This window comes from Streptomyces longispororuber (assembly GCF_014656095.1).
Classification (GTDB): domain Bacteria; phylum Actinomycetota; class Actinomycetes; order Streptomycetales; family Streptomycetaceae; genus Streptomyces; species Streptomyces longispororuber.
On the sequence record NZ_BNBT01000126.1, the window covers coordinates 1 to 26,899 of the forward strand.

General features: G+C 74.7%; 24 protein-coding genes and 2 pseudogenes. 11 read left to right on the top strand and 15 right to left on the bottom strand.

Annotation, left to right across the window (positions count from 1 at the left end):
- Positions 1 to 73: 73 nt before the first annotated feature.
- Positions 74 to 1,432, bottom strand: a complete 1,359-nt coding sequence (locus IE330_RS28960) for a dipeptidase (protein WP_190139109.1) — start codon at positions 1,430 to 1,432, stop codon at positions 74 to 76.
- 219 nt (positions 1,433 to 1,651) lie between these two features.
- On the opposite strand from IE330_RS28960, the gene IE330_RS28965 reads away from it, so the two are divergent.
- From IE330_RS28965 to IE330_RS28980, 4 genes are all read left to right on the top strand, one after another.
- The gene (locus tag IE330_RS28965) at positions 1,652 to 2,854 is read left to right on the top strand and encodes a geranylgeranyl reductase family protein (RefSeq protein ID WP_190139110.1); all 1,203 of its coding nucleotides are present in this window, start codon (positions 1,652 to 1,654) and stop codon (positions 2,852 to 2,854) included.
- Positions 2,855 to 3,105: 251 nt separating this feature from the next.
- Positions 3,106 to 3,636 (top strand): response regulator, encoded by a 531-nt coding sequence (locus IE330_RS28970; protein WP_190139111.1) that lies wholly within the window; start codon positions 3,106 to 3,108, stop codon positions 3,634 to 3,636.
- 366 nt (positions 3,637 to 4,002) lie between these two features.
- Positions 4,003 to 5,298, top strand: coding sequence for a sensor histidine kinase (locus IE330_RS28975; protein WP_190139112.1), 1,296 nt, complete (start codon positions 4,003 to 4,005; stop codon positions 5,296 to 5,298).
- A gap of 49 nt (positions 5,299 to 5,347) precedes the next feature.
- A complete protein-coding gene (locus IE330_RS28980) occupies positions 5,348 to 6,013 on the top strand; it encodes a response regulator (RefSeq protein WP_190139113.1) in 666 nt (221 codons plus the stop codon).
- Here the strand turns inward: IE330_RS28980 and IE330_RS28985 are convergent.
- The gene (locus IE330_RS28985) at positions 5,974 to 6,312 is read right to left on the bottom strand and encodes a DUF6332 family protein (RefSeq protein WP_190139114.1); all 339 of its coding nucleotides are present in this window, start codon (positions 6,310 to 6,312) and stop codon (positions 5,974 to 5,976) included. The genes IE330_RS28980 and IE330_RS28985 overlap by 40 nt on opposite strands.
- A gap of 80 nt (positions 6,313 to 6,392) precedes the next feature.
- Positions 6,393 to 7,925 carry an MFS transporter gene (locus IE330_RS28990; protein WP_190139115.1) on the bottom strand — a complete coding sequence of 511 codons (1,533 nt, stop codon included), beginning with the start codon at positions 7,923 to 7,925 and terminating at the stop codon, positions 6,393 to 6,395.
- An 86-nt stretch (positions 7,926 to 8,011) separates the two neighbouring features.
- Between IE330_RS28990 and IE330_RS28995 the strand changes: the two genes are divergently transcribed.
- The gene (locus IE330_RS28995) at positions 8,012 to 8,431 is read left to right on the top strand and encodes a MarR family winged helix-turn-helix transcriptional regulator (protein WP_190139116.1); all 420 of its coding nucleotides are present in this window, start codon (positions 8,012 to 8,014) and stop codon (positions 8,429 to 8,431) included.
- A gap of 144 nt (positions 8,432 to 8,575) precedes the next feature.
- Here IE330_RS28995 and IE330_RS29000 read toward each other — a convergent pair whose 3' ends face one another.
- Positions 8,576 to 9,304 carry a maleylpyruvate isomerase family mycothiol-dependent enzyme gene (locus tag IE330_RS29000; protein WP_190139117.1) on the bottom strand — a complete coding sequence of 243 codons (729 nt, stop codon included), beginning with the start codon at positions 9,302 to 9,304 and terminating at the stop codon, positions 8,576 to 8,578.
- Positions 9,305 to 9,764: 460 nt separating this feature from the next.
- Complete coding sequence (locus tag IE330_RS29005) at positions 9,765 to 10,961, bottom strand: MFS transporter (protein WP_190139118.1); 1,197 nt, start codon at positions 10,959 to 10,961, stop codon at positions 9,765 to 9,767.
- 437 nt (positions 10,962 to 11,398) lie between these two features.
- Here IE330_RS29005 and IE330_RS29010 point away from each other — a divergent pair, with 437 nt between their 5' ends.
- Positions 11,399 to 12,619, top strand: a complete 1,221-nt coding sequence (locus IE330_RS29010; RefSeq protein WP_190139119.1) for an ROK family protein — start codon at positions 11,399 to 11,401, stop codon at positions 12,617 to 12,619.
- Between the two features lie 51 nt (positions 12,620 to 12,670).
- On the opposite strand, the gene IE330_RS29015 is transcribed toward IE330_RS29010, so the two are convergent.
- From IE330_RS29015 to IE330_RS29040, 6 genes are all read right to left on the bottom strand, one after another.
- Positions 12,671 to 13,867, bottom strand: a complete 1,197-nt coding sequence (locus IE330_RS29015) for an MFS transporter (protein ID WP_190139120.1) — start codon at positions 13,865 to 13,867, stop codon at positions 12,671 to 12,673.
- Between the two features lie 118 nt (positions 13,868 to 13,985).
- The gene (locus tag IE330_RS29020; protein WP_190139121.1) at positions 13,986 to 14,585 is read right to left on the bottom strand and encodes a TetR/AcrR family transcriptional regulator; all 600 of its coding nucleotides are present in this window, start codon (positions 14,583 to 14,585) and stop codon (positions 13,986 to 13,988) included.
- 205 nt (positions 14,586 to 14,790) lie between these two features.
- Positions 14,791 to 15,720, bottom strand: coding sequence for a phosphotriesterase family protein (locus IE330_RS29025; protein WP_190139122.1), 930 nt, complete (start codon positions 15,718 to 15,720; stop codon positions 14,791 to 14,793).
- Complete coding sequence (locus IE330_RS29030; RefSeq protein WP_190139123.1) at positions 15,714 to 16,298, bottom strand: DUF4865 family protein; 585 nt, start codon at positions 16,296 to 16,298, stop codon at positions 15,714 to 15,716. Before IE330_RS29030 ends, IE330_RS29025 begins: the two co-directional genes overlap by 7 nt.
- Before the next feature lie 51 nt (positions 16,299 to 16,349).
- Positions 16,350 to 16,745 (bottom strand): (R)-mandelonitrile lyase, encoded by a 396-nt coding sequence (locus IE330_RS29035; RefSeq protein ID WP_190139124.1) that lies wholly within the window; start codon positions 16,743 to 16,745, stop codon positions 16,350 to 16,352.
- Positions 16,746 to 16,840: 95 nt separating this feature from the next.
- Complete coding sequence (locus IE330_RS29040; RefSeq protein WP_190139125.1) at positions 16,841 to 17,407, bottom strand: TetR/AcrR family transcriptional regulator; 567 nt, start codon at positions 17,405 to 17,407, stop codon at positions 16,841 to 16,843.
- A gap of 240 nt (positions 17,408 to 17,647) precedes the next feature.
- Here IE330_RS29040 and IE330_RS29045 point away from each other — a divergent pair, with 240 nt between their 5' ends.
- The 3 genes and pseudogenes from IE330_RS29045 (at position 17,648) to IE330_RS29055 (ending at position 21,569) form a co-directional block, all read left to right on the top strand.
- Positions 17,648 to 17,944 (top strand): SHOCT domain-containing protein, encoded by a 297-nt coding sequence (locus tag IE330_RS29045; protein ID WP_190139126.1) that lies wholly within the window; start codon positions 17,648 to 17,650, stop codon positions 17,942 to 17,944.
- A pseudogene (locus IE330_RS29050) lies at positions 17,941 to 18,702 on the top strand (ABC transporter ATP-binding protein); the annotation flags it as partial. The gene IE330_RS29045 and the pseudogene IE330_RS29050, both read left to right, overlap by 4 nt.
- A 296-nt stretch (positions 18,703 to 18,998) precedes the next feature.
- Positions 18,999 to 21,569, top strand: a complete 2,571-nt coding sequence (locus IE330_RS29055) for an ABC transporter permease (RefSeq protein WP_373314747.1) — start codon at positions 18,999 to 19,001, stop codon at positions 21,567 to 21,569.
- Between the two features lie 264 nt (positions 21,570 to 21,833).
- Here the strand turns inward: IE330_RS29055 and IE330_RS29060 are convergent, their stop codons facing one another.
- Entirely contained in the window at positions 21,834 to 22,343 is a 510-nt protein-coding gene (locus IE330_RS29060; protein ID WP_190139127.1) for an ATP-binding protein, read from the bottom strand.
- Between the two features lie 192 nt (positions 22,344 to 22,535).
- Positions 22,536 to 22,862, bottom strand: coding sequence for a hypothetical protein (locus tag IE330_RS29065; RefSeq protein WP_190139128.1), 327 nt, complete (start codon positions 22,860 to 22,862; stop codon positions 22,536 to 22,538).
- A 349-nt stretch (positions 22,863 to 23,211) separates the two neighbouring features.
- On the opposite strand from IE330_RS29065, the gene cds1 reads away from it, so the two are divergent.
- Positions 23,212 to 24,348, top strand: a complete 1,137-nt coding sequence (gene cds1, locus IE330_RS29070; RefSeq protein WP_373314749.1) for an L-cysteine desulfhydrase Cds1 — start codon at positions 23,212 to 23,214, stop codon at positions 24,346 to 24,348.
- A 21-nt stretch (positions 24,349 to 24,369) separates the two neighbouring features.
- Here the strand turns inward: cds1 and IE330_RS29075 are convergent, their stop codons facing one another.
- On the bottom strand, positions 24,370 to 24,849 hold the full coding sequence (locus IE330_RS29075; RefSeq protein WP_190139129.1) for an SRPBCC family protein: 480 nt from the start codon (positions 24,847 to 24,849) through the stop codon (positions 24,370 to 24,372).
- Positions 24,850 to 25,044: 195 nt separating this feature from the next.
- Positions 25,045 to 25,878: a DeoR/GlpR family DNA-binding transcription regulator gene (locus IE330_RS29080; protein ID WP_190139130.1), complete on the bottom strand. Its 834-nt coding sequence runs from the start codon at positions 25,876 to 25,878 to the stop codon at positions 25,045 to 25,047.
- Positions 25,879 to 26,064: 186 nt separating this feature from the next.
- Between IE330_RS29080 and IE330_RS29085 the strand changes: the two are divergent.
- A pseudogene (locus IE330_RS29085) lies at positions 26,065 to 26,899 on the top strand (hypothetical protein); the annotation flags it as partial.

The following is a 26,899-nucleotide window of genomic DNA, read 5'->3' on the forward strand; positions in this document are numbered from 1 at the left end:
CGGCCGGGGAGCGGGCCGCCCGGGCCGGGGAGCGGGCCCCGGCCGGGAGGAAGCAGGCAGGCCCCGGCCGGGGTCAGCCCTTCGCGGCGTACCGCTGGAGGAACAGCGCCTCCGCGACGGACATGCGCTCCAGCTCCTCGGGGGACACGCTCTCGTTCACGGCGTGGATCTGGGCCTCCGGCTCGCTCAGGCCGATGAGGAGGATCTCCGCCTCGGGGTACAGCGCGGCCAGCGTGTTGCACAGCGGGATCGAGCCGCCCATGCCCGAGGCCTGCATCTCCTGGCCGTCGTAGGCCTCGCGCAGGGCCGCCGCCATCGCCTCGTACGCGGGGCTCGTGGTGTCCGCGCGGAACGCCTGGCCCTGGCCGATCTGCTCCGTGCGCACCCGGGCGCCCCACGGCGTGTGCGCCTCCAGGTGGGCGCGCAGCAGCTTCGTGGCCTCCGCGGCGTCCACACCCGGCGGCACCCGCAGGCTGATCAGCGCCCGCGCGCTCGCCTGCACCGACGGCGTCGCGCCGACGACGGGCGGGCAGTCGATGCCGAGCACGGTGACCGCGGGGCGCGCCCAGATGCGGTCGGCGACCGTGCCCTCGCCGATGAGGCCCACGCCGTCGAGGACCTTGGCGTCCTTGCGGAAGTCGTCCTCCGCGTACTGCAGGCCGTCCCAGACGCCGTCGCCCTCCAAGCCGTCGACGGTGGTCGAGCCGTCCTCGGCGCGCAGCGAGTCGAGGACGCGGACCAGGGCGGCGAGCGCGTCCGGGGCGGCGCCGCCGAACTGCCCGGAGTGGAGGTTGCCCTCCAGGGTGTCGATCTGGACGCGGACGAGGGTCATGCCGCGCAGGGTCGCGGTGACCGTCGGCAGGCCGACGCGGAAGTTGCCCGCGTCGCCGATCACGATGGTGTCCGCGCGCAGCAGCTCCGGGTGCGCCTCGGCGTACCGCTCCAGGCCGCCCGTGCCCTGCTCCTCGGAGCCCTCCGCGATGAACTTGACGTTCACCGGGACACCGCCGTCGGTCTTCAGCGCGCGCAGCGCAAGCAGGTGCATGATCACACCGCCCTTGCAGTCGGCGCTGCCGCGCCCGTACCAGCGGCCGGCCCGCTCGGTCAGCTCGAAGGGCGGCGTGTCCCAGCTCGCCTCGTCCAGCGGCGGCTGCACGTCGTAGTGCGCGTACAGCAGGACCGTCGGGGCGCCCGCGGGGCCGGGCAGGAAGCCGTACACCGACTGCGTGCCGTCCGGGGTGTCCAGGAGGGCGACGTCCTGGAAGCCCTCGGCGCGCAGCGCGTCGGCCACCCAGGACGCGGCGGCCTCGCTCTCGCTCCGCGGGTACTGCTCGAAGTCCGCCACCGACTTGAAGGCCACCAGCTCGGTGAGCTCCGCCTTCGCCCGCGGCATGAGCGAGGCGACGGTCTCGGCGATCGGATTCGACGGCATGGGCACGCTCCTCGTAGGTGCGACGTCGTCCCTGGGGGACGCGGGATGCGGTTCGCGGTGGTCTCGGCTGTGCGCCCCCGCGCGCGCCGGTGGGCGCGGTGCGTGGGGTGTGCACGTTCCCGATCCTCCCACAGGAGGGTCACGGGAGCGTGCGCCGTAGGATGCCCCGCAGAGCAAGGACAGCGCGGCCAAGACGGGGATCGGGAGCGGAAGACCAACGTGAGCAGCGAGAAGTCAGCGGACGACGCGCGGCAGGTGTGGGACGTCGTCGTGGTCGGCGCGGGCCCCGCGGGAGCTTCCGCGGCCTACGCGGCGGCCGTGGCGGGACGCAGCGTCCTGGTCCTGGAGAAAGCGGAACTGCCGCGGTACAAGACGTGCGGCGGCGGCATCATCGGCCCGTCCCGGGACGCGCTGCCGCCCGGCTTCGAGCTGCCCCTGCGGGACCGGGTGCACGCGGTGACGTTCACCCTGGACGGCAAGTTCACCCGCACCCGCCGCTCGCGGCACATGCTGTTCGGGCTCATCAACCGCCCCGAGTTCGACCAGCGGCTCGTCGAGCACGCGCAGAAGGCGGGCGCCGAGGTGCGCACCGGCGTGACCGTGGCGCGCGTGGAGCAGCACGGGCCCGCCGTGCCCGACCGGCGCACGGTCGCCGTCGTCCTCCAGGACGGCGAGACGGTCCTGGCCCGCGCGGTCGTCGGCGCCGACGGCAGCGCCAGCCGCATAGGGGCGCACGTCGGGGTGAAGCTGGACCAGGTGGACCTCGGCCTGGAGGCGGAGATCCCGGTGCCCGCGACCGTCGCCGAGGACTGGGCGGGCCGGGTGCTCATCGACTGGGGCCCCCTGCCGGGCAGTTACGGCTGGGTGTTCCCCAAGGGCGACACGCTGACCGTCGGCGTCATCTCCGCGCGCGGCGAGGGCGCCGCCACCAAGCGGTACTTGGAGGACTTCATCGCCCGCCTCGGCCTCGCGGGCTTCGAGCCGGGCATCTCCTCCGGCCACCTGACGCGCTGCCGCAGCGAGGACTCGCCGCTGTCGCGGGGCCGGGTCCTGGTGTGCGGGGACGCGGCGGGCCTGCTGGAGCCGTGGACGCGCGAGGGCATCTCGTTCGCGCTGCGCTCGGGGCGGCTCGCGGGGGAGTGGGCGGTGCGCATCGCCGAGGCCCACGACGCGGTGGACGCCCGCCGCCAGGCACTGAACTACGCGTTCGCGGTCAAGGCGGGCCTCGGCGTGGAGATGGCCGTCGGGCGGCGGCTGCTCACGGTCTTCGAGCGGCGCCCCGGCCTGTTCCACACGGCGCTCACGGGCTTCCGCCCGGCGTGGAACGCGTTCGCGAAGATCACGCGCGGCTCGACGACGCTCGCCGAGATCGTCCGTACGCACCCCGTCGCCCACCGGGTGCTCAGCAGGCTCGACCGCTGACCGCTGACCGCTGACCGCTGACCGCTGACCGCTGACCGCTGACCGCGTGCCGGGCGGGGGCGGCGGTCCGGTCGCCGCCCCGCCCCGCCCCGGGCCGTGCCATCGGGCCCTGCCCCCGGGCCGGTGCGCGTGGGGCCGCTGTGACGCCCACGTCACATGTTGTCAAAGAGGGACCCCCTTGCGCGGAGCATGAAGGTTTCTCCAACTCGCCAGGGGCATAGGCTGGTTACTCGGACGAGGGGACTCCATCCATGCCGTCGAACGCGAAGATCCTCGTCGTCGACGACCACGAGGACTACTTGTTCGCGCTCGAGAGCGCGCTGGCTCCGCTCGGGTACGAGACGACGTGCGTGACCAACGGGGACGACGCCCTCAAGGAGATCCTGCGGGGGCAGATAGCGGTGGCGCTGCTCGACGTCCGCATGCCGGGCATCGACGGCCTGGACGTGGTGCGCTACGTCCGCGGCGTGGAACAGACGCACCACCTGCCGATCATCCTCCTGACCGGCTTCGACGTGAGCCACGACCTGGCGGTGGCGGCCCTCCGGCTCGGCGTGGCCGACATCGTCGTCAAGCCCATCGACCCGTGGACGCTGCGCACCAAGGTGCGCTACCTGTACGACACCCAACTGCGGATGCGCGCGCTCCAGGCGGAGCTCGACGGCTACCGCAGCCGCCGCGTGGACGGCGCGCCCGCCACCCCGGTGGACGGGGGACGGCTGCGCATCCCGCCCCAGCACAGGGCACCGTCACCGAGGCCGAGCCGACTGCCGGGGGACTGAGGCGGGGGGTTGGGGGGCCGGGGCCCGGGGTCGGGGCTCGGGTGGTCCGGGGGCAGGGGCCTTTGCGGGGCAGCGGGGGTTTGGTCTCAGCAGCCGGGCGGCCCGGGGTGCAGGGTCCTTTGCCGGGCAGCGAGGGTCCGGTCGCGTCGGCCCGCCCGGCTCGGGCACAAGGCCCTTTGCCAGGCGGCGGGGGTCCGGTCGCGTCAGCCCGGCTGGTCCGGGGGCAGGGCCCGCCGCCGGACAGCCGGGGCCCGGTCGCGCCGGCCCGCCCCGCGTGGCCGACCGCCCGCCTACTCCCCGGGGAGTACATCTGATCGCCACGTCCGGCGGACGCCCGGCGCACGGGTGCCCCTTACCGTGACCGGCATGGACGAGCAGTGCGGACGCGCGAGCGCGGGAGTGCCTCCGGGCCGGGCACCGGTGGGGCGGCAGGGGCCGCCCCGGTGGCGGTTGCGGGAGGGGGCGCCGAGTCGTCCGCCCTGGCTGACGACCGTCGCCCTGGCGGTGTTCATCCAGGTCGGGACCGGCTTCGCGGCCCACGGCCAGCCCGAGCGGGAGCCGGTCGACGCCTTCGCCCGGGTGCTCCTCCTCGCCGCGTCGGCCGTGCTGCTGCTGCGCCACCGCCACCCCGTGGCCGTCGCCTACGCCACCGCCGGGACCTCCGTGGTGTACCTCGGCGCCGGATACCCGTACGGCCCGGTCCTGCTCACGGTCGCCGTGGGCGTCTTCGCGGCGGTCGTCGCCGGGCACCGGCACGCCGCGTGGGGCGCCGTCGGCCTCTGGTGGGCCGGGCAGATCCTCATCACGCAGGTGCTGTACCGGTGGCTGCCGCCCGACGGGGACGGGGCGCGCGCCTGGGGCGAGGAAGTCGTCGTCGCCGTCTGGGTGGTGGCGACCGTGGCGGTCTCCGAGCTGGCCCGCACCCGCCGTGAGCAGCGGGCCAGTCAGCGCGCCGAGCGGGCGCTCGCCGCCCGGCGCCGCGCCGACGAGGAGCGGCTCCGCATCGCCCGCGAGCTGCACGACGTCCTGGCCCACAGCATCTCCGTGATCAACGTCCAGGCGGGCGTCGGCCTCGCCCTGCTCGACTCCGACCCCGAACAGGCACGTACCGCCCTGGCCACCATCAAGGCCGCCAGCAAGGAGGCGCTCGGCGAGGTCCGCCAGGTCCTCGACACGCTGCGCCCGCCCGGTTCCCGCGACCCCGCGGGCGGCACCGGGCCCGGCTCCGGGACGGCGCCGCGCGCCCCCGCCCCGGGCCTGGCCCGGCTCCCCGAACTCGTCGAGCAGGCCGGGGCCGCGGGCCTTGCGGTCACCGTCGCCACGGAGGGCCGCCGTGCTCCGCTGCCGCCGGGCACCGACCTCGCCGCCTTCCGCATCGTCCAGGAGGCCCTGACGAACGTCGTACGCCACTCCGGTTCGCGGCGGGCCCGGGTCCTGGTGCGGTACGGCCCGGGGACGGTGACCCTGCGCGTCGACGACGACGGACCGGCCACCGGCGCGGACGCGGGCGGCAGCGGCAACGGCCTCGCCGGGATGCGGGAGCGCGCCGCGGCGCTCCGGGGCACCATTGAGGCGGGCCCGCGCCCCGACGGCGGATTCCGGGTCACGGCGGTGCTGCCCACGGCGGGCGCCGCGCCGCGGGACGGGCAGGACGACGAGTGAACGCCGCACGACCGCACAGGCGAGCGCACACCGCACACCGGGAGGCCCCGTGATCCGCGTCCTGCTCGCCGACGACCAGTCCTTGGTCCGCGCGGGCTTCAAGGCGCTGCTCGACGCCCAGGCGGACATCGAGGTGGCGGGGGAGGCGGCGGACGGCGAGGAAGCGGTGCGCGAGGTGCGACGGCTACGGCCCGACGTCGTCCTGATGGACATCCGCATGCCGTTGCTCGACGGCCTGGAGGCCACCCGCAGGATCACCGCCGAGGCGGACCCGGACGGCGTGCGGGTGGTCATGCTCACCACCTTCGAGCTGGACGAGTACGTCTTCGAGGCCATCCGCGCCGGTGCCTCGGGCTTCCTGGTCAAGGACACCGAGCCCGAGGAACTGCTGCGCGCGGTGCGGGCGGTGGTCGCCGGTGACGCGCTGCTGTCGCCGGGGGTGACCCGGCGCCTCATCGCGGAGTTCGCCGCGCGCTCCAAGGAGCCGGCGGCCGCCGCGTCGCTCGCCCGGCTCACCGAGCGGGAGCGGGAGGTGATGGCGCTGGTCGGCATCGGCCTGACCAACGAGGAGATCGCGCGCCGCCTCGTCCTCAGCCCGCTCACCGCAAAGACCCACGTGAGCCGGGCGATGGTGAAGCTGGGCGCCCGCGACCGCGCCCAACTGGTCGTGCTCGCCTACGAGTCGGGGCTGGTGCGCCCCGGCTGGCTGGGCTGAGGGGGCGCGCCCGCGGCGGCCGCCCGGCGCCCGCGCAGCCGGTCGGCGAACCGCCACAGGACGGTGACGAGGCGTACGAGGAAGACGACGGCGGCGAGGGTGACGCCCACGCCGGTGAGTGTTTCGGCGAGGCCGCCCGAGAGGCCGAAGACGAGGACGGGGCCGCCCGCCACGGCCATGAAGACGAGGACGGCGGCCGCCGTCGCGCTCGCGAGCGCGTACCCGATCTCCACCGTGATGGCGTCCCGCTCCGCCTGGCTTCGCCGCCCTTGCCCGGCGGTATCCCCCATGTCGTTCATACGGGGAGTGTCACAAACGGGGGGCCCGACGGGCAAGGCCCGACGGGCCGAGCGTGCCCGTCGGGCCTGCGGGGCGTGGCTCAGTCGCCGACGGCGACCTTCTCCCGCGGCTCGGTCCCCGACGGCGTGCCGAGGGCGTCCACCCGGGGCTGCGACCCGGTCACCGTCAGCGTGCGCCGGGCGCGCCGCCCCCGCAGTCCGGTGAGGTTGATGAGCAGGCCGGCGACCGCGAACACCGTCACCAGGACCAGGCCCGGACGGTAGCTGTCCAGGACCGCCTGGGGCGAGGCGCCGGACTCCGCGGAGCCGTCGCCGGAGGCCGTGATGACGGCGGTGGTGATCGCCAGGATGACCGCGCCGCCCACCTGGATCGAGGTGTTGAGCAGGCCCGAGACCATGCCCTGCTCGTGGTCGGCCACGCCGTTGGTGGCCTGGATGTTGAGCGAGGGGAAGACCAGCGCGCAGGCGAGGCCGAGCAGGATCATCGACGGCAGGATGACGGCGACGTACGCGGGCGTCAGGTCGATGCGCAGGAACAGCGCGTACGACGCCACGAGCAGCGCGAAGCCGGTCACGATGACGCGCGTGGTGCCGAACCGGTCGACGACACCGGCGATCTTCGTGGCGGACAGCGCCACGATCAGGCCCGCGGGCAGGAAGGCGAGCGCCGTCTCCAGCGCGGACCAGCCGAGCAGCGACTGGAGGTACTGCGTGGCGATGAACTGGAAGGACACATAGCCGCCGAAGAACGTCACGGCGCCGAGCTGGGCCCGGATCTGGGCGCCGGAGCGCAGTACGCCGAGCCGGATGAGCGGGCTCGCGGTGCGCAGCTCGATGGTGACGAAGGCGGCCAGCAGCACCGCCACGGCCAGGAACGACAGCAGCGTACGGGCGGAGGCCCAGCCGACCTCGGGGGCCTGCACCACGGTGAAGACGAGCAGCAGCATCGACGCCGTGCCGGTGACGGCGCCCGGCACGTCGTAGCCGCCGCGGTTCTTCTCGCGCGGGGAGCGCGGGATGAGCTTGAGGCCGGCGAGCACGGCCAGCACGGCGATCGGTGCGGGCAGCAGCATGGTCAGGCGCCAGCTCACCTCGGTGAGGACGCCGGACAGGACCAGGCCGAGCGAGAAGCCGGCGGCGGCGCACGTGGTGTAGATGGACAGGGCGCGGTTGCGGACCGGGCCCTCGGCGAAGGTCGTGGTGATGATCGACAGGCCGGCGGGCGCCGTGAACGCGGCGCTCAGGCCCTTCACGAAGCGGCTGGCGATGAGCAGCGGCCCGGAGTCGACGAGCCCGCCGAGCAGCGAGGTGACGGCGAAGACGGCCAGGGCGACGAGGAAGACCTCGCGGCGGCCGAGCAGGTCGGCGGCGCGGCCGCCGAGCAGCAGCAGACCGCCGTAGCCGAGGATGTAGCCGCTGACGACCCACTGGAGGGCGGAGGTGGACAGGTCGAGCTCGGAGCCGATGGAGGGCAGGGCCACGCCGACCATCGAGACGTCGAGCGCGTCCAGGAACATCGCGGCGCACAGCACGAGCAGCGTGCCCCACAGGCGCGGGGTCCAGCGCTCCGCCGACGCGGAGGCAGGGGGGACTGGGGAGACCGGAGAAGTCATGCGGAGCAGGTTACATGCACGTGCATTGGATGCAAGGGCATTTAATTCCGATGCAATAAAGTTCCCTTTTCTGCTACCGTGCGGCCATGGCGGCGACGAAGGCCGAGCCCGCGGCACAGACCGAAGAAGGGCTCGTGGAGCGGTGGCGGGGCATCCTCGCGGTGCACGCGCGCACCCTGTGCGAACTGGACCGCGAGCTGCACCCGTACGGCCTCGGCGCCAGCGACTTCGAGGTCCTCGACGTCCTGGCGGGCCGCCACGCCCCGGACGGCACGGACGGCTGGCGCGTCCAGGACATCGCCTGCCAGGTGCACTTGAGCCAGAGCGCCCTGTCCCGCCTCATCGGCCGCCTGGAGAAGGAGGGCCTGGTCGAGCGCGGCATGTGCGCGGAGGACCGCCGCGGCGTCCGCGTCTGTACGACCTCCAAGGGCCGCGCGCTCCACGCCGAGGTGCGGCCGGTGCAGCGCGCGGTGCTCGCGCGCATGCTCGCCGCGCCGGACGCCTGAGCGGGGCGCCCCTTCCCGTGCGGCCCTCCGGTCCGGTGCGCCCGGCCCCGTCACGGCCTCCGGGCCCGGCGCGTCCACCCCGGCGCCGGGCCCCGGCGCGTCCGCCCTCGGCGCCGGGCCCCCGGCACCCCGTCCGGGGCGGTCTCAGATCCCCGACGCCTCGCGCCACAGCGTCGCGAGCGCCGTGTCACCCGTGATCTGCGGCAACGGCTGCCGGTTCCACAGGGCCAGGTAGAGGTACGCCGCCTGGCCCGCGATCTCGCAGTCGGCGGGCACCGTGTCGCCGTGCTCGGTGACGGGCGGCTCGGGGGAGAGGCGGACGGTCCACGACTCCTTCACGTCGGTGGCCCGGACGCGCAGGACGCGCGGCTCCGGCGTCCGGACGCGGCTCTTGGCGCGCGCGTGGAAGCCGCGCAGCAGCTCGTCGATGCCGTCTGCCGCGAAGGCCGGGTCCAGGGCGGTCGGCGTACCGCCGCGCGCGGACTCGGCGTCCACGCGGTGCACGGTCGTCTCGTTCGCCTGCCGCCTGGCCCAGAACGCGAGGGGGGACGGGGCGGGCAGGAAGGCCCAGCACTCCAGGTCGGAGGGGGCGGCGTTGAGGGCGCTGACGAGGTCGGCGTGGCCCTCGCGGAACCACGCGACGAGGTCCGCGCCGTCCAGGTCGGGCGCCTCGGGCCAGGCGGGGCGCGAGGGGAGCGCGTCGGCGACGGTCGAGGCGGCCCAGCGGTGCACCACGCCGGTGTGCCGCAGCAGGTCGCGCACGCGCCAGTCGGGACAGGTGGGGACGGCGGCGTCGGTGCCCGCCTGTTCGGCGGCGGCGGCCAGCAACCGGCCCTCGCGGTCCAGGATTTCGATGTGCTCGGCTATCTCCATGCGGGGATTGTGCAGGACGGAGCCGCGCCCTGCCCGGCTCCGGCGTGTCCTTCCCTCCCCCGTCGTGCCCGTGCAGGGGCGCGGGGAACTGCGCGGTCAGTTGGGGAGTAGTCGCAGACGCGTCTGTTCGGTGGCCCGGCAGGTGCGTCTGCGGGTTTGTTGTGGCTGGTCGCGCGGTTCCCCGCGCTCCTGGGGGGTTGGTGTTGCGGCCGGGTGGAGTCTGGAAGTGCCCCGTAAGGGGCGCGGGGAACTGCGCGGTCAGTTGGGGAGTAGTCGCAGACGCGTCTGTTCGGTGGCCCGGAGGTGCGTCTGCGGGTTTGTTGTGGCTGGTCGCGCGGTTCCCCGCGCCCCTGGGGGGTTGGTGTTGCGGCCGGGTGGAGTCTGGAAGTTCCCCGCGCCTCTGGGAGGCTGCCGTTGGGGCCGGTGGAGCCTTGAGGGTGCGGGAGTTGGGCGAGCGGGATCAGTGGGGGGCTCCCGGTGGAGGCGTGCGGCCCGTCGTGCCGGCGATGCACGCGGCGAGGGCGGCGAGCACGGCCACGCTGGTGAGGGCCAGCGGCAGCGAGAACCAGTCCGCCATGAACCCGATCGCGGGCGGCCCCAGCAGCATTCCGCCGTACCCGAGCGTGGACGCCGCCGCGACACCACTCGGCCCGGCGAGGGCACCGGCGCGCTCGATCGCCACGGGGAAGATGTTCGCGAGGCCGAGGCCCGTGACCGCGAACCCGGCGAGCGCGGCGCCGGTGGACGGGGCGAGCGCGCCCAGGACCATCCCCGCGGCCGCCAGCAGACCGCCGCCCACGACGGTACGGGTGCCGCCGAAGCGTTCGAGCAGCCTCGTGCCCGAGAGGCGGCCGACCGTCATCGCGAACGCGAAGCACGAGTAGCCCGCCGCCGCGACGCCCGGGTGCGCGTGCAGGTCCTGCTCCAGGTGCAGCGCGCCCCAGTCGGCGAGCGCCCCCTCGCCGTACGCCGTGCACAGCGCGACCAGCCCGAAGACCAGCACCAGGCCGCGCGTGCCGCCGCCGGTGCGGTGCGGCGCGCTCGCCCGCGCGTCGGCGGTGGCCGGGGGAGCGGGCATCTCGTACCGCAGCAGCGTCGGCGCCGTCACCGCCGTGACGAGCAGCCCGATCACGGCGAGCCCGAGCAGGTGCCGGGTGGCGGAGAGGTGCCCGGCGACCAGGCCGCCGAGCCCCGCGCCGACCATCCCGCCGAGGCTGAACGCCGCGTGGAAGCTGGGCATGACCGGCCGCCGCAGGGTCCGTACGAGGTCGACGGCCACGCTGTTCATGGCCACGTTGATGCCGCCGTACGCCGCGCCGAAGAGCAGCAGGACCAGGCCCAGCGCGAGCGCCGAGTGCGTCAGCGGCGGCAGCGCGACGCCGAGCGGCATCAGGACCCCGCAGACCACGGTCACGGGCCTGCTGCCGAAGCGGGCGCACAGCCGCCCCGTCAGGGTCATCGTCACCACGGCCCCCGCCGAGACGCCGAGCAGCGCGAGCCCGAGCCCGCTCGCCGAGGCCCCGGTCTGGTCCTTGACCGCCGGGATGCGGACGACCCACCCGGCGAAGAGGAAGCCGTCAAGGGCGAAGAAGACGGTGAGGGCGGCACGGAGCCGGGAAAGGGCGGGGTCGTCGGGGGTCGCGGACGGCGCTGACATGGTTTTGTTTAGTAGCGGCACAAAGTCGGCGTAGAGGCGCGCCCCCGCCGGGGACAAGGTGTGCCGCCGTAGGGGCTCGGTGAGGCTGTCGAGCGACGGAGGCGGCGCAACCGAGGGGCGGAAGTGGCGGTGCCGCCGAGCGGCGGAAGCGGCAGTGCCGTCGAGGGACGGGAGCAGCAGTGTCACCGAGCGGCGGAAGCAGTGCCGCCGAGGGACGGGAGCAGCAGTGCCACCGAGCGGCGGAAGCAGTGTCACCGAGGGATGGAAGCGGCAGCGCCGCCGAGGAGCGGAGACGGGTGCCACCGGGCAATGGCCACGGGTGCCACCGAAGGACGAAAGCGGACGAAGTCGTGGATCGCGGGCAGGCGAAGGGCGGGAGAAGGCCGGATGACGGCGGAACGGCGAGAGGGCGTACGGATCATGGGAGACTCGCCCTCATGAACGGGAAGGCTGCCACCCGGGGTGAGGCGCGCACGCGCCTGGAGCGAGGGCGTACCGCGCTCGGCCCCGCACTCGAACTCGTCCACACCGGGCGCGCCCCCACCCGAGCCGTCCTCACCGCCGAGTTGGGCGTCACGCGGGCCACGGCCGGTGCCGTGGCGGCCGAGCTGGAGGCGCTGGGCCTGATCAGCGTGGACGCCAGGCCGAGCGCGGCGGCCGGTTCGCAGGGCCGTCCCTCGCACCGGCTCTCCGTCGCCGGGTCCGGGCCGGTGGCGCTGGCGGCGCAGGTGCACGCCGACGGGTTCCGCGCGGCGCTCGTCGGCCTCGGGGGACACATCGTCGCCACCGCACCGGGCTGCGAGACCATCGACGCCGACCCGGCGCAGGTCCTCGGCACGGTCGTCGAGGAGGGCGCGCGGCTGCTGCGGGAGACCGGAAGGCGCTGTGTCGGCGCCGGGCTCGCGGTGCCCTCGGCGGTCGCGGAGCCGGAGGGGACGGCGCTCAACCCGCTGCACCTGGCCTGGCCCGCGGGTGCGCCGGTACGGGAGATCTTCGCGGACTGCGTCCGGCGGGCGGGGGTCGTGGGCCCCGCGTTCACCGGCAACGACGTGAACCTCGCGGCCCTCGCCGAGCACCGGCACGGGGCCGGGCGCGGCGCGCGCGACCTGCTGTGCGTGGCGACCGGGCACCGGGGCGTCGGCGGCGCGCTCGTGCTGGACGGCCGTCTGCACACCGGGAGTTCGGGCCTGGCCCTGGAGGTCGGCCACCTCACCGTGCACCCGGAGGGCCGCCCCTGTCACTGCGGCAGCCGCGGCTGTCTGGACGTGGAGACGGACCCGCTGGCGTTCCTGACGGAGGTCGGCGTCGAGCCCGGCCCGGAGGGGCTGCTCAACCAGGCCCGGACGCTGCTGGCCGAGCACTACGCCGACCCGGCGGTACGCGTGGCCGCCGAGGCCCTGATCGACCGTCTGGGCCTTGGCCTCGCGGGCCTGGTCAACATCTTCAACCCGGACCGGATCGTCCTCGGCGGTCTGCACCGCGCCCTGCTGGAGGCGGACCCGGAGCGGCTGCGGGCGGTCGTCGCGGACCGCAGCCTGTGGGGCCGCAGCGGCGGGGTGCCGATCCTCGCCTGCACGCTGGACCACAACAGCCTGGTGGGGGCCGCCGAGCTGGCCTGGCAGCCGGTGCTCGACGACCCCCTGGGGGCGCTGGCCTGACCCGGCGGGCACCGACCCACCGGGCCACCGACCGCGCCCTGCCCGTGGACCTCAGCCGACCTCGACGGCCTCCCGCGCAGGGGCCGTCGCGCCGGTCGGGGCCGGCGCCGTCGCCGGGCGCCGGCGCAGGTCCGGTACCAGGGACAGCAGCCCGAGCACCGCGAGCCCCGCGCCGATCCACAGCGGGGCGCGCAGCCCGAAGGCGTCGATGGCGGGGCCCCCGACGGACGTGGCGACGACGATGCCGCCCGTGATGAAGGACGAGTGGACGCTGTTGACCAGTGGGCCGGTGGTGCCCGCGCGCTGGACGCGGGTCACCATCGCCGGGTTCATGGTGACGCCCACCAGGCCGATGCCCAGCATCATCGCCACGGCGGCGACGGGCAGGTCGGCGAGGAGGGCGAAGCCGGTGAGGAAGCCGAGGTTCAGCAGCAGGCCCGTGACCAGGACGGGCAGGGTGTACCGGTCGGCGAGACGGCCGACGACCGTGTTGCCGATGAGGGTGGCGGCGCCGTACGCGACCAGCAGCAGCGGCACCGTGCCGGTGGCGAAGCCGGTGACCTCGGTGAGGATCGGGTTGAGGTAGCTGAAGGCGGAGAACGTCGCGCCGATCACGAAGGTGCTGGTGATCAGTACCAGCCAGAGGCGCGGGCTCCTGAAGGCGCCCAGCTCGGCGCGGAGCGCCCCGCCGGCCTCCGCCTGCTCGACGCGCGGCACGCCGGCGAAGGTCGCGAGCGCGGCGGCCGCGGTGAGCACGGTGATGGCCCAGAACGCGGCGCGCCAGCCCAGGTGTTCACCGACCACGGTGGCGAACGGCAGGCCGAGCAGCGTGCCCAGCATCAGCCCGTTGAGCGCGACGGCCACGGCCCGGCCGCGGACCTCGGGGCGGGCGAGCCGCGTGGCCAGGGAGATGGCGACGCCGAAGAAGGCCTGGGAGGCGATGCCGGTGACCACGCGCGCCACGAGCATCGTCCAGTAGTCCGGTGCCAGGGCGGCCAGGACGTTGCCCGTGAGGAAGACGGCGAAGATCACCATCAGGGCCCGCTTCGGCTCCAGGCGGAGCAGCGCGGCCGTCAGGAACGGGCCGCCGAAGGCCATCGCGAACGCGAAGGCCGTGATCAGGTAGCCGATCTCCGGGATGGTGGCGTCGAGTCCTTCGGCCATCTGCGGCATGAGTCCGGCGACGACGAACTCGCTGGTCACCATGGCGAATATGCCGAGGGCCAGGACGTATACGGCGCGGGGCATGGTGCTCCTTCGGGTGAGCGTAACCCAGTATTGGATAGATCAGTACAAAATAAGCGCGTGAAAAGGCGAGCCGTGGCTCGGCGGTGCGGTGACCGGTGTGAAGACGGGAGTGGCGGACTCAGGGGCGCAGTGCGTCCAAGGCGGTCTCGGCGATGGATTCGAGGGTGGCGCGGTCGGCGCCCGCCTGGGCCGAGATCCGGATGCCGCCGATGGTGGCGTTGACGAACCGGGCCAGGGCCTCCGTGTCCCGGCGCGTGGTGATCGTGCCGTCGCGGCGGCCCGCGTCGAGCGCTCCCCGCAGCAGCCGCAGCCGGATGCCGAGGTCGCGCTCGATGAGCGCCGCCGCCTCGGCGTCGTGCCGGGCGAGTTCCACCACCGTGTTGACGGTGAGGCAGCCCATGCTGCGCTCCTCGTCCTCGCGGTACTCGTACTCGGTGTCGACGATGCGGGCGAACAGCGCGCGGATCCGGTCGAACCCCGGCCGCTCGCCGTCCTCCAGGATCTCCGCCTGCGGAACGCTCATCAGGTCGATGTAGCGGTTCAGCGCCCGCCGGAACAGCTCGTGCTTGCTGGTGAAGGTGTTGTAGATGCTGCTGCGGCCCAGGCCGGTGGCCGCGCACAGGTCCTGGGTCGAAGTGGCCTCGTACCCCTTCGCCCAGAAGGCGCGCATCGCCGCGTCCAGGGCCCGCTCCTCGTCGAATGTCCTCGGTCGGGCCATGGGGTAACCGTAGCTGTTTTGGACTGGTCGATGCAATACGGGCCGGGGGTCGCCCGTCGTCACCATGCGGCACTGGATAGAACGTCCGTTTTAGCGGCGCGATGTGTCCGAGCGCCAGGGGCGCGCTGCCGTGCGGCCGTGCGGCCCCGTGCCGGTACGAAACCCCTGGCGCCCGCCCCGTCGTGGCCCCGTGCCGCGCGACGGGTCAGCCCGGCCACTCCACCGCGAACGCCGCGGCCGGGTTCGTCGTCAGCATCTGGTCCACCAGCTCCTCGCCGACGGCGAGGGCGAGCCGGGGGCCGACGCGGCGCAGCAGGTACGGCATGCCCGGCCCGCCGTCGACCGACCGGGCGGCGGCCGTGGTGGTGTCGCCGCCGAGGAGCAGGCGGTCGCCGTACCCCGCGTCGGCCAGGGCCCGTACGGCGTCCGGCATGCGCCAGTCCGTGGCGTGGTGGACGCGGGACGGACCGTCGAGGGCGAGGTACGCGCCCGCCTCGGCGGCCTGGCGGTGGACGGTGAGGTCGGGGAAACGGTTGAGGTGGCCGAGGATCACCTTGCCGGGCGGCACCGAGAGCTCCGCGCACAGCAGGTCGAGCACGTCGAGCGCGCCGGTACCCAGCTCCAGGTGGACGGCGACGGGCGCCCCCGTCGCGTGGTGGGCCTCCGCTGCCGCGGTCATCGTCCAGCGGGCGTGCGCGTCCAGGCCGTGGAAGCCGCCCGCGACCTTGATGAGACCGGCGCGGACGCCGCTGTCGCCGATGCCCTGCGTCAGTTCCCGGACGAACAGCGCGGCCAGGCCGCCCGCGCGCAGGGCCGTCAGCGTCTCGGGGGTGTAGTGCACGGCCTGGTGCAGACCCGTCGCCGCCACGATCCGGGCCCCCGAGGCGCGGGCGAGCGCGGGCAGGTCGCCCGCGCGGCGGCCCATGCCGTACGGGGTCCACTGCACGAGGCCCTGACCGCCCGCCGCCCGGTACGCCGCCAGCTCGCCGGCCGCCGCCTGTACCGAGTCCAGTTCCTGGCCGGGGAGTTGGGGGCTGCGCAGGAACAGGTGGTCGTGCGCGTCACAGACGCCGAGCTCGCGCGGGGCGACGTCGCCGAGCACGGTCCGGACGGCCGCTCCGGCCGCGGTCACCACGCCCTGCCCTGGACGAGCCGGTCCCGCTCGGGGGTCGAGCAGTGCAGCACCCGGAAGACCTCGCCGCGCTGTGCGGGCTCCTCGTGGGCCCACAGGGAGAACGTCACCGCTTCCCAGTGCCGGGGGTCGACGGCGACCACCGCGCCGACGGCCCCCTCGAGGCACGAGACGATGGCCGCCTCGTCGAGGAGCCCCGCGGCGATGTCGGCGGTCCGCGCGCCCTCCGGCAGCGGCGCGCGGTACCGCACGGCGGCCTTCGGCTCGGCGTCGACCGCGCCTCCGGCCTCGTACCCGAGGACCGTCCAGTGCTGCACGGCCGGTCGCCCGAAGTCGTCGCACAGTCCCTGGAAGCCGGGCCCCCAGAGGAAGGAGTTCATGCCCTCGGCGGTGTTCCAGAGGTAGAAGGGCGCGTACTGGTTCACGGGCGAGCCGTCGACGCCGCGCTCGCGGACGAGGTAGGCCTTGAAGCCGAGGCCCGGGAAGTCGTCGAGGAGGTGGCCCTTGGTGGCCACGCGGTCGCGGATGGCGCCCATGTCGTAGTCGGCGGGCAGGGTGATCTCGTACTGGAGGGCGTGCATGTGCGGCCTTCTGTCGAGGGGGCGGTCGGGGTCGGGCGAGGTCGGGAAGGGTCAGGCGGGGTACGCGTCGACGGCGACGTGCTCGTCCCAGTGGGCGGTGGTGCCGTCCTCGGCGGCCTCCACCACGGCGAGGTGCGTCATGAACGTGCGCGGCGCGGCCCCGTGCCAGTGCCGCTCGCCGGGGGCGATCCACACGGTGTCACCCGCGCGGATGCGCTCCACGGGGCCGCCGTCGCGCTGCACCAGGCCCTCGCCCTCGGTGACGTGCAGGACTTGGCCGTGCGGGTGGCGGTGCCAGGCGGTGTGTGCGCCCGGGGTGAAGTGGACGCTGAACATCCGCAGCCGGGAAGGGGCTTCGGGGCTCGCGATCTCGTCGAGCCAGACGGTGCCGGTGAAGTGCTCGGCGGGGCCGGGGCGGCTCTCGGGACGGATGCGGGTGATGTGCATACGGGCCTCTGGACAAAGGGGTACGGGGGACGGGTCCTGCGGGCGGCGCGCGTGGCGTGGCAGTGCTCGCAGAGGGAGGGGAGCGGGGGGGGGAGTCACCCGGCGCGGTGTGGCGCGAGGAGGGCGAGCAGGCCGCGGACGCCCGCGTCGAACGCCGCCGGGGAACCCGTCGACCGGGCGAGGACGTAACCGCCCTGGACCGTCGCGACGATCGTCGAGGCGATCTCGTCCGCGTCCAGGGCCGGTGTGAACTCGCCCTGGTCCAGGCCCTCCTGGACGATTCCGGCCAGTCGCTCGCGCAGCCACTCCAGGGTCTCGGTGACCGGCGCGCGCAGTGTCTCGCTGGCGATGACGTCCGGGTCCATGGTCAACCGCCCGACGGGGCAGCCGCGCAGCACGTCCCGCTCGCGCAGCAGATACGCGGCGACCCGCTCGTACGCCGAGCCGTCGCCGCCGAGCACCGCCTCGGCGGTCGCGCGCATCTCCTCGGCCGTACGCCGGATCGCGGCGAGCGCGAGGTCGGGCTTGCCGGAGAAGTGGTGGTACATACTGCCTTGTCCGGCGCCCGCGTGCTGCTGGATCGCCTTGGGGCTCGTGCCCACGTACCCCCGCTCCCACAGCAGCTCGCGGGTGGACTCGATCAGACGTTCCGGAGTGCTCATGGGGACACTGTACATACTAATAGGTACAGAGGGGAGAGGGTGCGGTCGGCTCGCCGGGCGACCCAGGGAGGAGACGGCGCTCCCTCCCGTACTCCCGCGGGGGTACGCCCGCTGCCGCTGAGCGTACGACGACGTCAGGGCCGCGCGGGACCAGGCTCGGAGGCGACGGACAGCACCGGTTCCGAGCTGTCCCGGCACCCCTTCTGTCCCGGCACCCCCTTTTCCGAGGAGATGAGCCTCATGCAGACCCTGGCATCGGCCCTGGCGTCCGACGGCGGGCCCGGCCCGTGGATCCTGTTCTTCCCGCTGGTCTGGGCGGCCGCGGCCCTGGGCGTCGTCACCGTCCTGCGCCGCACGGTGTGGCGCGGCCGTGGCGGGCCGTGGCGGCGCGGCGCCACCGGCGTCGACGGCGCGTCGCCGATCACCGTGCTCGGCCACCGCTTCGCCGCGGGCGAGATCGACGAGGACGAGTACTGGCGCCGCCTCAGTGTCCTGACCGAGGTGTTCGGCCGCGCCTCCACGGGCGGCCGGTCATGAGCACGGCCGCCCCGCTCCGGCCCTCCGGGGTCCGGTACGCCGCGCGGGTCGAGCACGCCGTGAAGGTGTACGGCTCGGCCGGGACCGCGGTGGCCGCGCTGGACGGCGTGAGCGTCGGCTTCGCCGCCGGGCGCTTCACCGCCATCATGGGCCCGTCCGGCTCGGGCAAGTCCACCCTCCTGCACTGCGCGGCGGGCCTGGACACGCTCACCTCGGGCTCCGCCCGCATCGGCGACACGGACCTGAGCACCCTGGACGACCGGCGCCTGACCCTGCTCCGCCGCGACCGGGTCGGCTTCGTCTTCCAGGCCTTCAACCTGGTGCCGACCCTGACCGTCGCCGAGAACATCACGCTGCCGTCGGACCTCGCCGGGCGCCGGGCCGACCCGGACCTGCGCGCCTGGACGGACGCGCTCGTCGACGTGGTCGGCCTGCGCGACCGGCTGCACCACCGGCCCGCCGAGCTCTCCGGCGGCCAGCAGCAACGCGTCGCCGTGGCGCGGGCGTTCGCGGGCCGGCCCGACGTGGTCTTCGCCGACGAGCCGACCGGGAACCTGGACTCGCGCTCCGGCGAGGAGGTCCTCGGGCTGCTCGGCCGCGCGGTGCGCCACCTGGGCCGCACCGTCGTCATGGTCACCCACGACCCGGTGGCCGCCGCCCACGCCGACGAGGTCGTCTTCCTCGCCGACGGCCGCCTCGTGGACCGCGTGCGGGCCCCCACCGCCGAGAAGGTCCTCGACCGCCTGAAGACCTTCGAGGCCACGGGCGCGGCCCGCTCCGGCGTGGCCTCGTACGACGCGTACGGCGAGAAGGCGTACGGCGAGCACCCGGACGGCAGCGACAGCGGCAGTGACAGCGGCAGGGGCAGCGACGTGGCACCAGCGCGGAAGGCGTACGGGAGCGGCGAGTACGGGAGCGGCGAGTACGGGAGCGGCGAGGCGCACGACCGGCAGACGGGCGGCAGCGGTCGGTCCCGCGCCGAGCAGGGCGCCCGTGCGCCCCGGCTCCGGTCGTGGCACCGGCGTCTGCGCGCAGGCGGAGGAGGGACGCCGTCATGACCTCCCTGACTCCGGCCGCGCGCCTCGCCCGCACCTCCCTGCGCGGCCACGGGCGCCGCTTCGCCGGTACGTTCGTCGCGGCGCTGCTCGGTGTCGCGTTCCTGGCGGGCACGCTCGTCATGGGGGACACGCTGCGCGCCGGCTTCGACACCATGTTCGGCACCGCGACGCGCGGCACCGACGCGGTGGTGCGCTCCGAGAACGCCATCACCGCGCCCGGCGAGAGCCAGGGGGCGCGGCAGCCCGTCGCCACCGGCCTGGCCGACCGGATCGCGCGCGTGCCGGGCGTCGCGGCCGCCGTGCCGAGCATGCAGGGCATGGGCCGGCTCCTCGGCGCGGACGGCGACCCCATCGGCGGCCAGGGGCCGCCCACGCTCGCGGGCAACTGGATCGACGACCCCGGGCTCAACCCCTACCGGCTCGCCGAGGGCCGCGCCCCCGCGGCCACCGGCGAGGTCGTCGTCAACCGCGGCGCCGCCGACCGCGGCGGCCTGGGCATCGGCGACACCACCACGCTGCGCACGCCCGACCCGGTCCGGGTGACCGTCGTGGGCCTGGCCACCTTCGGCGGCGCGGACGGCATGGCGCAGACCACGTTCACCGGCATGACCCGCGCCGACGCCGAGAAGTACCTGGCGCCGAGGCCCGGTCAGGCCTCGTCCGTCCTGGTGCGGGCCCGGCCCGGCACCGGGCAGCAGGAGCTCGTCGACGCGCTGGCCCCCGTCCTGCCGGCCGGGGTCGAGGCCATCACCGGCCGGGCGGCGGCGGAGGAGGACTCCGAGCTGGTCTCGGGGCGGTTCCTGACGCCGTTCACGACGTTCCTGCTGGTCTTCTCCGGAGTCGCGCTGCTCGTGGCGACGTTCTCGATCCACAACACGTTCGCGATCGTCGTCGCCCAGCGCACCCGCGAGAACGCCCTGCTGCGCGCGCTCGGCGCCTCCCGCCGCCAGGTCACCGCCGCGACGCTCCTGGAGGCCACGGTTGTCGCCGTGGTCGCCTCCGGCGCCGGGCTTGCGGGCGGCATCGGGGTCGCGGCCGGGCTCCAGGAACTGTTCCCGGCCATCGGATTCCCCTTCCCCGAGGGCGACTTGGTGGTCAGCGGGACGTCGATGCTGCTGCCGCTCGCGGTGGGTGTCGTGGTCTGCGGGGTCTCGGCGCTGCTGCCCGCCGTCCGCGCCGGGCGCACCGCGCCGCTCGCCGCGCTGCGCGAGACGGCGGTCGACCGCGCGGGGACGTCGCGCGCGCGGACCGTGACGGGTGCCGCACTCGGGCTCGCGGCCCTCGGCCTCACCCTGTCCGGGGTGCTCGTCGCGCCCTCCGTGTGGTCGGCGGGGGCCGGGGCCGTGCTGGCGCTCGCCGCCTTCGTGGTGCTCGGTCCCGTCGCCGCGTCACGGGCCCTGCGGATCATCGGCGGCCCGCTGGACCGGACGCGCGGCGTCACCGGCGCCCTGGCCCGGCGCAACGCCCTGCGCAACCCCCGGCGCACCGCCGCCACCGCGAGCGCCCTGATGATCGGCGTCGCCGTGGTCTCCCTGTTCACGGTCTTCGGCGCGTCCCTGAAGGCCACCATGGACCGGACGGTGTCCCGGTCCTTCGCGGGCGACCTCGCCGTCGGCGCGCCCGGGTTCGGCGCCGGGGGCAGCGGCCTCAGCCCCCGCCTCGCGCCCGCGCTGGCCGAGCGCCCCGAGGTCGCCACGGCCGTCGGCCTCGGCAGGGGAGTGGCCGAGGTCAACGGCGAGGGCCGCGCCCTGACCGTCACCGACCCGGAGGCGCTCGCCGCGTCGTTCGACCTGGGCGACGTCCAGGGCTCGCTGGGCGCCCTCGGCACCGACGGCATCGCGGTCACCCGTGCCGAGGCCGACGAGCGGCGCCTGGAGGTGGGCGACCGCGCCCGACTCGCCTTCGCCGACGGCACGGAGGACACCTTCACCGTGCGCGCGGTGTACGGCCGGTCGGAACTCGTGGGCGACTACGTCCTCACCCGCGAGGCCTGGGCCCCGCACCGCGCCCGGGACTCCGACTCGCTGGTCTCCGTCACCTTGGCGGACGGGGTGCGCCCCGCCGAGGGCGAGGCGGCGGTGGCCGAGGTCGCGCGCCGCTACGGCGACCCCGAGGTGCAGACCCGCGAGGAGTACGCGCGCTCGGCGGCCGGCGGCATCGACATGATGCTCACGCTCGTCTACGCGCTGCTCGCCCTGGCCGTGGCCATCGCCCTGCTGGGCATCGCCAACACCCTCACCCTCGCGCTCCACGAACGCACCCGGGAGCTCGGCCTGTTGCGGGCCGTCGGCCAGACCCGCGCGCAACTGCGGGCCATGGTCCGCTGGGAGTCGGTGCTGGTCGCCGCGTTCGGCACGGTGGGCGGCCTGGCCCTCGGCGGCTTCCTCGGCTGGGTCCTGGTACGGGCGTCCGACGGGGCCTCGGACAGCACCTTCGCCTTCGCCCTGCCGCCGCTGCCGCTGGCCGTGGTGGCCCTGGTGGGCGTGGCCGCGGGCGCCCTCGCGGGCCTGCGTCCGGCGCGGCGCGCGGCACGTCTCGACGTCCTGCGCGCCATCGCGTCGGAGTGAGCGGAGCAGGCGGAGCAAGCCGAGTGAGCGGAGGGAGCGGGGCATCCGGGGCACCGCGCGGAGGGCGGGCCTCCACGGTGGTCGAGAGGGTGGGCCCTCCGGTGCTCGGGAGGGCCCGCCCTCCCCGGTGCTCAGCGAAGACAGGAGACAAGCGGCTCAAGAGTCCGGCAACCCGGAAGAGGTCGACAAGAGGGGAAGCGGGGCGGGCCGGCGCGCCGCCGGGAACGGGGGAAGGCGACGGGAGGGAAGAAGGTCACCGCCCGGTCAGCCAGGAACGGCCGACCGGGCGGGAGCATGGGTGCGGACAGGCGTCGTGGCCACCAGGGACCGGGCGCTCGCGGCGTCGTACGCGGGATACGTCGGCAGGTCCACGGTGGGCGACGGGGCGGCGAGCGTGAACCAGACGACCTTGCCCGCCTCGCCCTCCGGCCGCACGCCCCAGCTCTCGCTGACCGCGGCGACCATGGCGAGCCCGCGGCCGCAGGTCTCGAACGCCTCCGCGTCACGCACCTCCGGCAGCCGGGGATCGTGGTCGTGGACCGACACCACGAGGCGGTCGAGCAGCAGCTCGATGTCCACGGTGCAGATCTTGTCGGGTTCCGCGTGGCGGTGGACGTTGGTGAGCAACTCCGTCACGCCGAGGGCGGCGCGGTCTATCAACGGGTCGAGATGCCAGTAGCGCAACTGCGCCGATACGATTCTGCGGACTTGGCCGATCCGCGACGGCAGGGCTTGGAGCTCTACCGTGCACTGCCTGCTTGGCTGGGTGATCACGGTGCGACTCCCCGAAGTGAGGTCCGGAAGAGGACGGCGTTCCGATCCAGCAGGGGCCGCGCGCTGTCTGCCGCCTGCTGTGGGGCCGGCGGGCTGGTTCGCAGCGTTATCGCCGGTAAACCCAGAGTGATGATGTGACACCAGAGTGACGCAGGGGGTGCGGGCCTGCAACTCGCGCCCGGACCCGGCCGTCTAGACCCGTCGGTGGCCGCCCGCGGTGCGCAGGGCGTCGAGGAAGGCGCGCACGGTGGGCGGTCCCTGCTCCCCGGGCACCGGCTCGTGGTCGCCGAGCGTGAGCAGGTAGCGCGTGCCGTTGACCTCGGCGAGCGCCCGGTCGTGCGGGGCGAACCAGGGCTTGCCCGCGCGCACCGCCTGCACCGGCGCGCTGTCGATCTCCTTGCCGTAACTGGTGAGCAGTTCCAGTCTGCCGTCGTTGATCCGGACCTCCCCGGCGCGGGTCAGGGAGCGCAACCGCTTCCCGATCCGCACGCCCGTGGCCGTGAACTCCGGCTCTGCCATGAGGCTCCGCCCCCTCACTCGCGGTGGCGCACCGCGCTGCTCGTGTGCCGCGGCGCCCGGGGGTGCCGCGGGGCTTCGTCTGCCGCGTGTCCGGGACCCTACCCCTGTCCCGTGCGGTGCAGTGTGCACGGGCCCGGCGCCGAGCACTAGGGCGCATGACCACGTCGCACATGCCACTTCGCCGCGTGCCCGGGCCGGGTCCGCGAGGGGGCCGGACGGCTGCGACAGCCGCGCCTTTGAGGTGCCAAAAGGACTGTTTATGCAGGTGGGGACGGAGTTATGGGTGTTTATCATCGAGGTGTCCGGCCGGATCGAAACCGCGTCCGGCACGATCCCGAGGAGCCACGCGGTGAGCACCATCCAGCACGACCCTGCCGGTGAGCCGGCCGTCACCCTCGACGTCGACCGGAGCGACGCGCACTACCGGTCCTGGCTGAAAGAAGCCGTACGCAAGGTCCAGGCGGACGCCAACCGCTCGGCCGACACGCATCTGCTGCGCTTCCCCCTGCCCGAGCACTGGGGCATCGACCTGTACCTCAAGGACGAGTCGACGCACCCCACCGGCAGCCTCAAGCACCGCCTCGCCCGCTCCCTGTTCCTGTACGGCCTGTGCAATGGCTGGATCCGCCCGGACCGACCGGTGATCGAGGCCTCCAGCGGCTCGACGGCCGTGTCCGAGGCGTACTTCGCGAAGCTGATCGGCGTGCCGTTCATCGCGGTGATGCCGCGCACGACCAGCGCCGAGAAGTGCCGCCTCATCGAATTCCACGGCGGCCGGTGCCACTTCGTGGACGACCCGCGCACGATGTACGCCGAGGCGGCCGCGCTCGCCGTCGACACCGGTGGCCACTACATGGACCAGTTCACCTACGCGGAACGGGCCACGGACTGGCGCGGCAACAACAACATCGCCGAGTCGATCTACCAGCAGCTCCGCCTCGAGCGGTACCCGGAGCCCGCGTGGATCGTGGCGACGGCAGGGACCGGCGGCACCTCGGCGACCATCGCCCGCTACGTGCACTACATGCAGCACGACACCCGCATCTGCGTCGCCGACCCGGACAACTCCTGCTTCTTCCAGGGCTGGACGGAGAACGACCCGGACGCCACGAGCGACTGCGGCTCCCGCATCGAGGGCATCGGCCGCCCCCGCATGGAGCCGAGCTTCGTGCCCGGCGCCATCGACCGGATGATGAAGGTCCCGGACGCGGCGAGCGTCGCTGCCGTCCGCGCCCTGGAACAGGTCATCGGGCGCAAGGCGGGCGGCTCGACCGGCACCGGCCTGTGGAGCGCCCTGAAGATCGTCGCCGAGATGGTCGCGGCGGGCCGCACCGGCAGCGTCGTCACCCTCATCTGCGACCCCGGCGACCGCTACCTGGACAAGTACTACTCGGACGCCTGGCTGGCCGAACAGGGCCTCGACATCCGGCCGTACGCCGCCGCCATAGCGACACTTCTCGCCACGGGCACCTGGGTCGGCGCCTGAGCGCGGCCGGTGCCTGGCGGGCTACGCCTTCGTGCCCGACAGGCGGCGGTCCAGGTTCCCGACCGCCGCCTCGAAGGTCCGGCGCAGGCCCCTGCCGCCGAGCCGGAACAGCGGCCGCGCCAGCCTGCGCGGCTCGATCGCGAAGGTCCACCGCACCCGGGTGCCGGAACCCGCGGGCGCCAGGTGCCACTCCTCGGCCAGCGCGCGTACGCCCGGCGCGTTCGTGACGTCCACGCGGTAGGCGTACCGCTCGGGCGCGTGGGCGGCCAGGATCGTCTCCTCGAAGCGCACACCGCCCTGGAGGTGGACCACGCGCCCGGTGCCGCCCCGCGTGGGCCGCGCCCGCGTGACCGACGTGAACCACGCGGGCCACTGCGCCACGTCCACGGCCAGGGCCTGGAACACCGTCTCCGGCGGCGCGGCGACCTCGCGGGCGAACACGTGCCGCACGGGAGCGGTCGCGAGGAACTCCAGCTCCACGGGTTTCAGCCGGCGTGGCATCGTACGCAGCCCCCAAACGCCTTCGGGTCGTCGGACGAGCACGGCCACTTTAAGCCGCGCACGGCCGTCCAGGGAGGGGGCGGAAGCCGGGAGGAACGGAGGCAGGGCGCCGGGCAGCGGGCCCACCGGCGCGCGGGGGGCAGCGCAGGGTAGCGCGGGCGGCCCCGTCCCTGGCGGCCCGCCGGGGCAGCGCGCTCAGAGCTCCTCGGCGCCGCCCTCCGGCTCGCCCGCCACGATCAGCCGCGGCAACTGCTCGGAGATCTCCGCGCGGGCCTCGGCGGGCATCCCCGCGTCGGTGACCAGCGTGTCCACCTGCCCCAGTGTGGCGAAGGAGCTGAGCCCCACCGTGCCCCACTTCGTGTGGTCGGCGACCACCACGACACGGCGCGCGGACCGCACCAGGCGCCGGTTCGTCTCCGCCTCCGCGAGGTTCGGCGTCGACAGACCCGCCCCGGCCGCTATGCCGTGCACCCCGAGGAACAGCACGTCGAAGTGGAGGGCCGCGATCGCCTGGTCCGCGACCGGGCCGACGAGTGAGTCCGAGGGCGTGCGCACACCCCCGGTGAGCACCACCGTCGCCGCCCCCGGCCGCCGGCCCGCGCTGCGCTGCGCGGTGTGGAAGACGTCCGCGACCCGCACCGAGTTCGTCACCACCGTCAGGTCCGGCACGTCCAGCAGGCGCTGCGCGAGCGCGTACGTCGTCGTGCCGCCGGACAGCGCGATGGCCGTGCCCGGGGCCACCAGCGCCGCCGCGGCGCGCGCGATGTCCTCCTTGGCACTGAGCTCCAGACCCGACTTGGCCTCGAAGCCGGGCTCGTGCGTGCTCGCCTCCGCCACCGGCACCGCGCCGCCGTGCACCTTCTCCAGGACGCCCTGGCGCGCGAGGGCGTCCAGGTCGCGGCGGACCGTCATGTCCGACACGCCCAGCTTGCGGGTGAGCTCGTTGACCCGGACCCCGCCGCGGCGGCGGACCTCGTCCAGGATCAGGGCGCGGCGCTGCTCCGCGAGGAGGTTCTGATTCTCACTCACGTCCGGTCCGGCCCTCTCACCTCGTCAAGCCCGTCATCAGGTCGCCTCATCCTCGCATGCGCCACCGGTGGGACGACGAAGGGGGAGATTGCGTGACGGTACGTGCGCACAGGGCGCGCAGCGGCGATCCTGGGGGCTCTTGCAGATGCGGAACAGCGCACAGCGCACACATCGGGGGCAGCAGCAGTGGAGCGCGCCACGGCGGGAGAGCCCGCCCATGCGAAGGAACCGACGTCCGGCACGGCCGCGCCCGGGGAGCGGATCGCCCTGGAGCTCCTCGTCCACGGAGTGGGCGGCACCACCCCGCAGGAGATGCTGGACGATCCCAGGACCGTGCGGATCTCCGGGGACGAGACCGCGGCCGTCTACCGCCGCGCCGACGACGCCGACGCCGAGACCCGCCCGCAGGACCACCGCGGCCGCCCGGTCCCGGAGGCGTACGTCTGGTGCAACCTCACCTCCGGCAACGGCTCCCGCGCCCTGTGGCTCCTGCTGCTGCCGTTCATGGTCGTCAACCTCGCGCACTGGATGCGCCCCAGCGCCCGCCGCATGCGCCGCACGGTCCGCGCGTACGGGCTGCTGGTGCGGCTGGTCGCGCTGACCTTGACGGTGCTGCTGACCGCCGCCGCCTGCGAGATCGCGGTCGACCTGGTGGCCTGGCAGTGCGCGGGCACGCGCGCGTGCGTCACCGACCACTCCTGGCTCGGCTTCCTCGCCCCGGAAGCGGCCGGGGGCGGCGGCTGGTGGTCGCAGCCCGGCCGCCGCCTCGCGCTCGCCGCGGTCCTGCCCGTCGCCCTCACCGCCCTGCTCTGGTACCTGTCGCACCGCACCTGGAGCGCCTACGAGTCCCAGCAGCCCCTGCCGCAGCGGCCGGAGCCCGAGGAGGCCGGCCGCAACGCCCTGAACCAGCCCGGCTTCTGGTACGGCCGCCGGCTCGTCGCCCGGCTGCGCGCCGCCCACACCGCCGCCGGCCTGCTCACCCTCGCCGCCGCCGTCGGCGAGGCCGCCGCCCGCCACGACG

Excerpts from the sequence above, each read along its gene's own strand:
- IE330_RS28960 (WP_190139109.1), bottom strand. The coding sequence starts at position 1,432 with ATGCCGTCGAATCCGATCGCCGAGACCGTCGCCTCGCTCATGCCGCGG.
- IE330_RS28970 (WP_190139111.1), top strand. The coding sequence starts at position 3,106 with ATGCCGTCGAACGCGAAGATCCTCGTCGTCGACGACCACGAGGACTAC.
- IE330_RS28975 (WP_190139112.1), top strand. The coding sequence starts at position 4,003 with ATGGACGAGCAGTGCGGACGCGCGAGCGCGGGAGTGCCTCCGGGCCGG.
- IE330_RS28985 (WP_190139114.1), bottom strand. The coding sequence starts at position 6,312 with ATGAACGACATGGGGGATACCGCCGGGCAAGGGCGGCGAAGCCAGGCG.
- IE330_RS28990 (WP_190139115.1), bottom strand. The coding sequence starts at position 7,925 with ATGACTTCTCCGGTCTCCCCAGTCCCCCCTGCCTCCGCGTCGGCGGAG.
- IE330_RS28995 (WP_190139116.1), top strand. The coding sequence starts at position 8,012 with ATGGCGGCGACGAAGGCCGAGCCCGCGGCACAGACCGAAGAAGGGCTC.
- IE330_RS29000 (WP_190139117.1), bottom strand. The coding sequence starts at position 9,304 with ATGGAGATAGCCGAGCACATCGAAATCCTGGACCGCGAGGGCCGGTTG.
- IE330_RS29005 (WP_190139118.1), bottom strand. The coding sequence starts at position 10,961 with ATGTCAGCGCCGTCCGCGACCCCCGACGACCCCGCCCTTTCCCGGCTC.
- IE330_RS29010 (WP_190139119.1), top strand. The coding sequence starts at position 11,399 with ATGAACGGGAAGGCTGCCACCCGGGGTGAGGCGCGCACGCGCCTGGAG.
- IE330_RS29015 (WP_190139120.1), bottom strand. The coding sequence starts at position 13,867 with ATGCCCCGCGCCGTATACGTCCTGGCCCTCGGCATATTCGCCATGGTG.
- IE330_RS29020 (WP_190139121.1), bottom strand. The coding sequence starts at position 14,585 with ATGGCCCGACCGAGGACATTCGACGAGGAGCGGGCCCTGGACGCGGCG.
- IE330_RS29030 (WP_190139123.1), bottom strand. The coding sequence starts at position 16,298 with ATGCACGCCCTCCAGTACGAGATCACCCTGCCCGCCGACTACGACATG.
- IE330_RS29035 (WP_190139124.1), bottom strand. The coding sequence starts at position 16,745 with ATGCACATCACCCGCATCCGTCCCGAGAGCCGCCCCGGCCCCGCCGAG.
- IE330_RS29040 (WP_190139125.1), bottom strand. The coding sequence starts at position 17,407 with ATGAGCACTCCGGAACGTCTGATCGAGTCCACCCGCGAGCTGCTGTGG.
- IE330_RS29045 (WP_190139126.1), top strand. The coding sequence starts at position 17,648 with ATGCAGACCCTGGCATCGGCCCTGGCGTCCGACGGCGGGCCCGGCCCG.
- IE330_RS29055 (WP_373314747.1), top strand. The coding sequence starts at position 18,999 with ATGACCTCCCTGACTCCGGCCGCGCGCCTCGCCCGCACCTCCCTGCGC.
- IE330_RS29065 (WP_190139128.1), bottom strand. The coding sequence starts at position 22,862 with ATGGCAGAGCCGGAGTTCACGGCCACGGGCGTGCGGATCGGGAAGCGG.
- IE330_RS29075 (WP_190139129.1), bottom strand. The coding sequence starts at position 24,849 with ATGCCACGCCGGCTGAAACCCGTGGAGCTGGAGTTCCTCGCGACCGCT.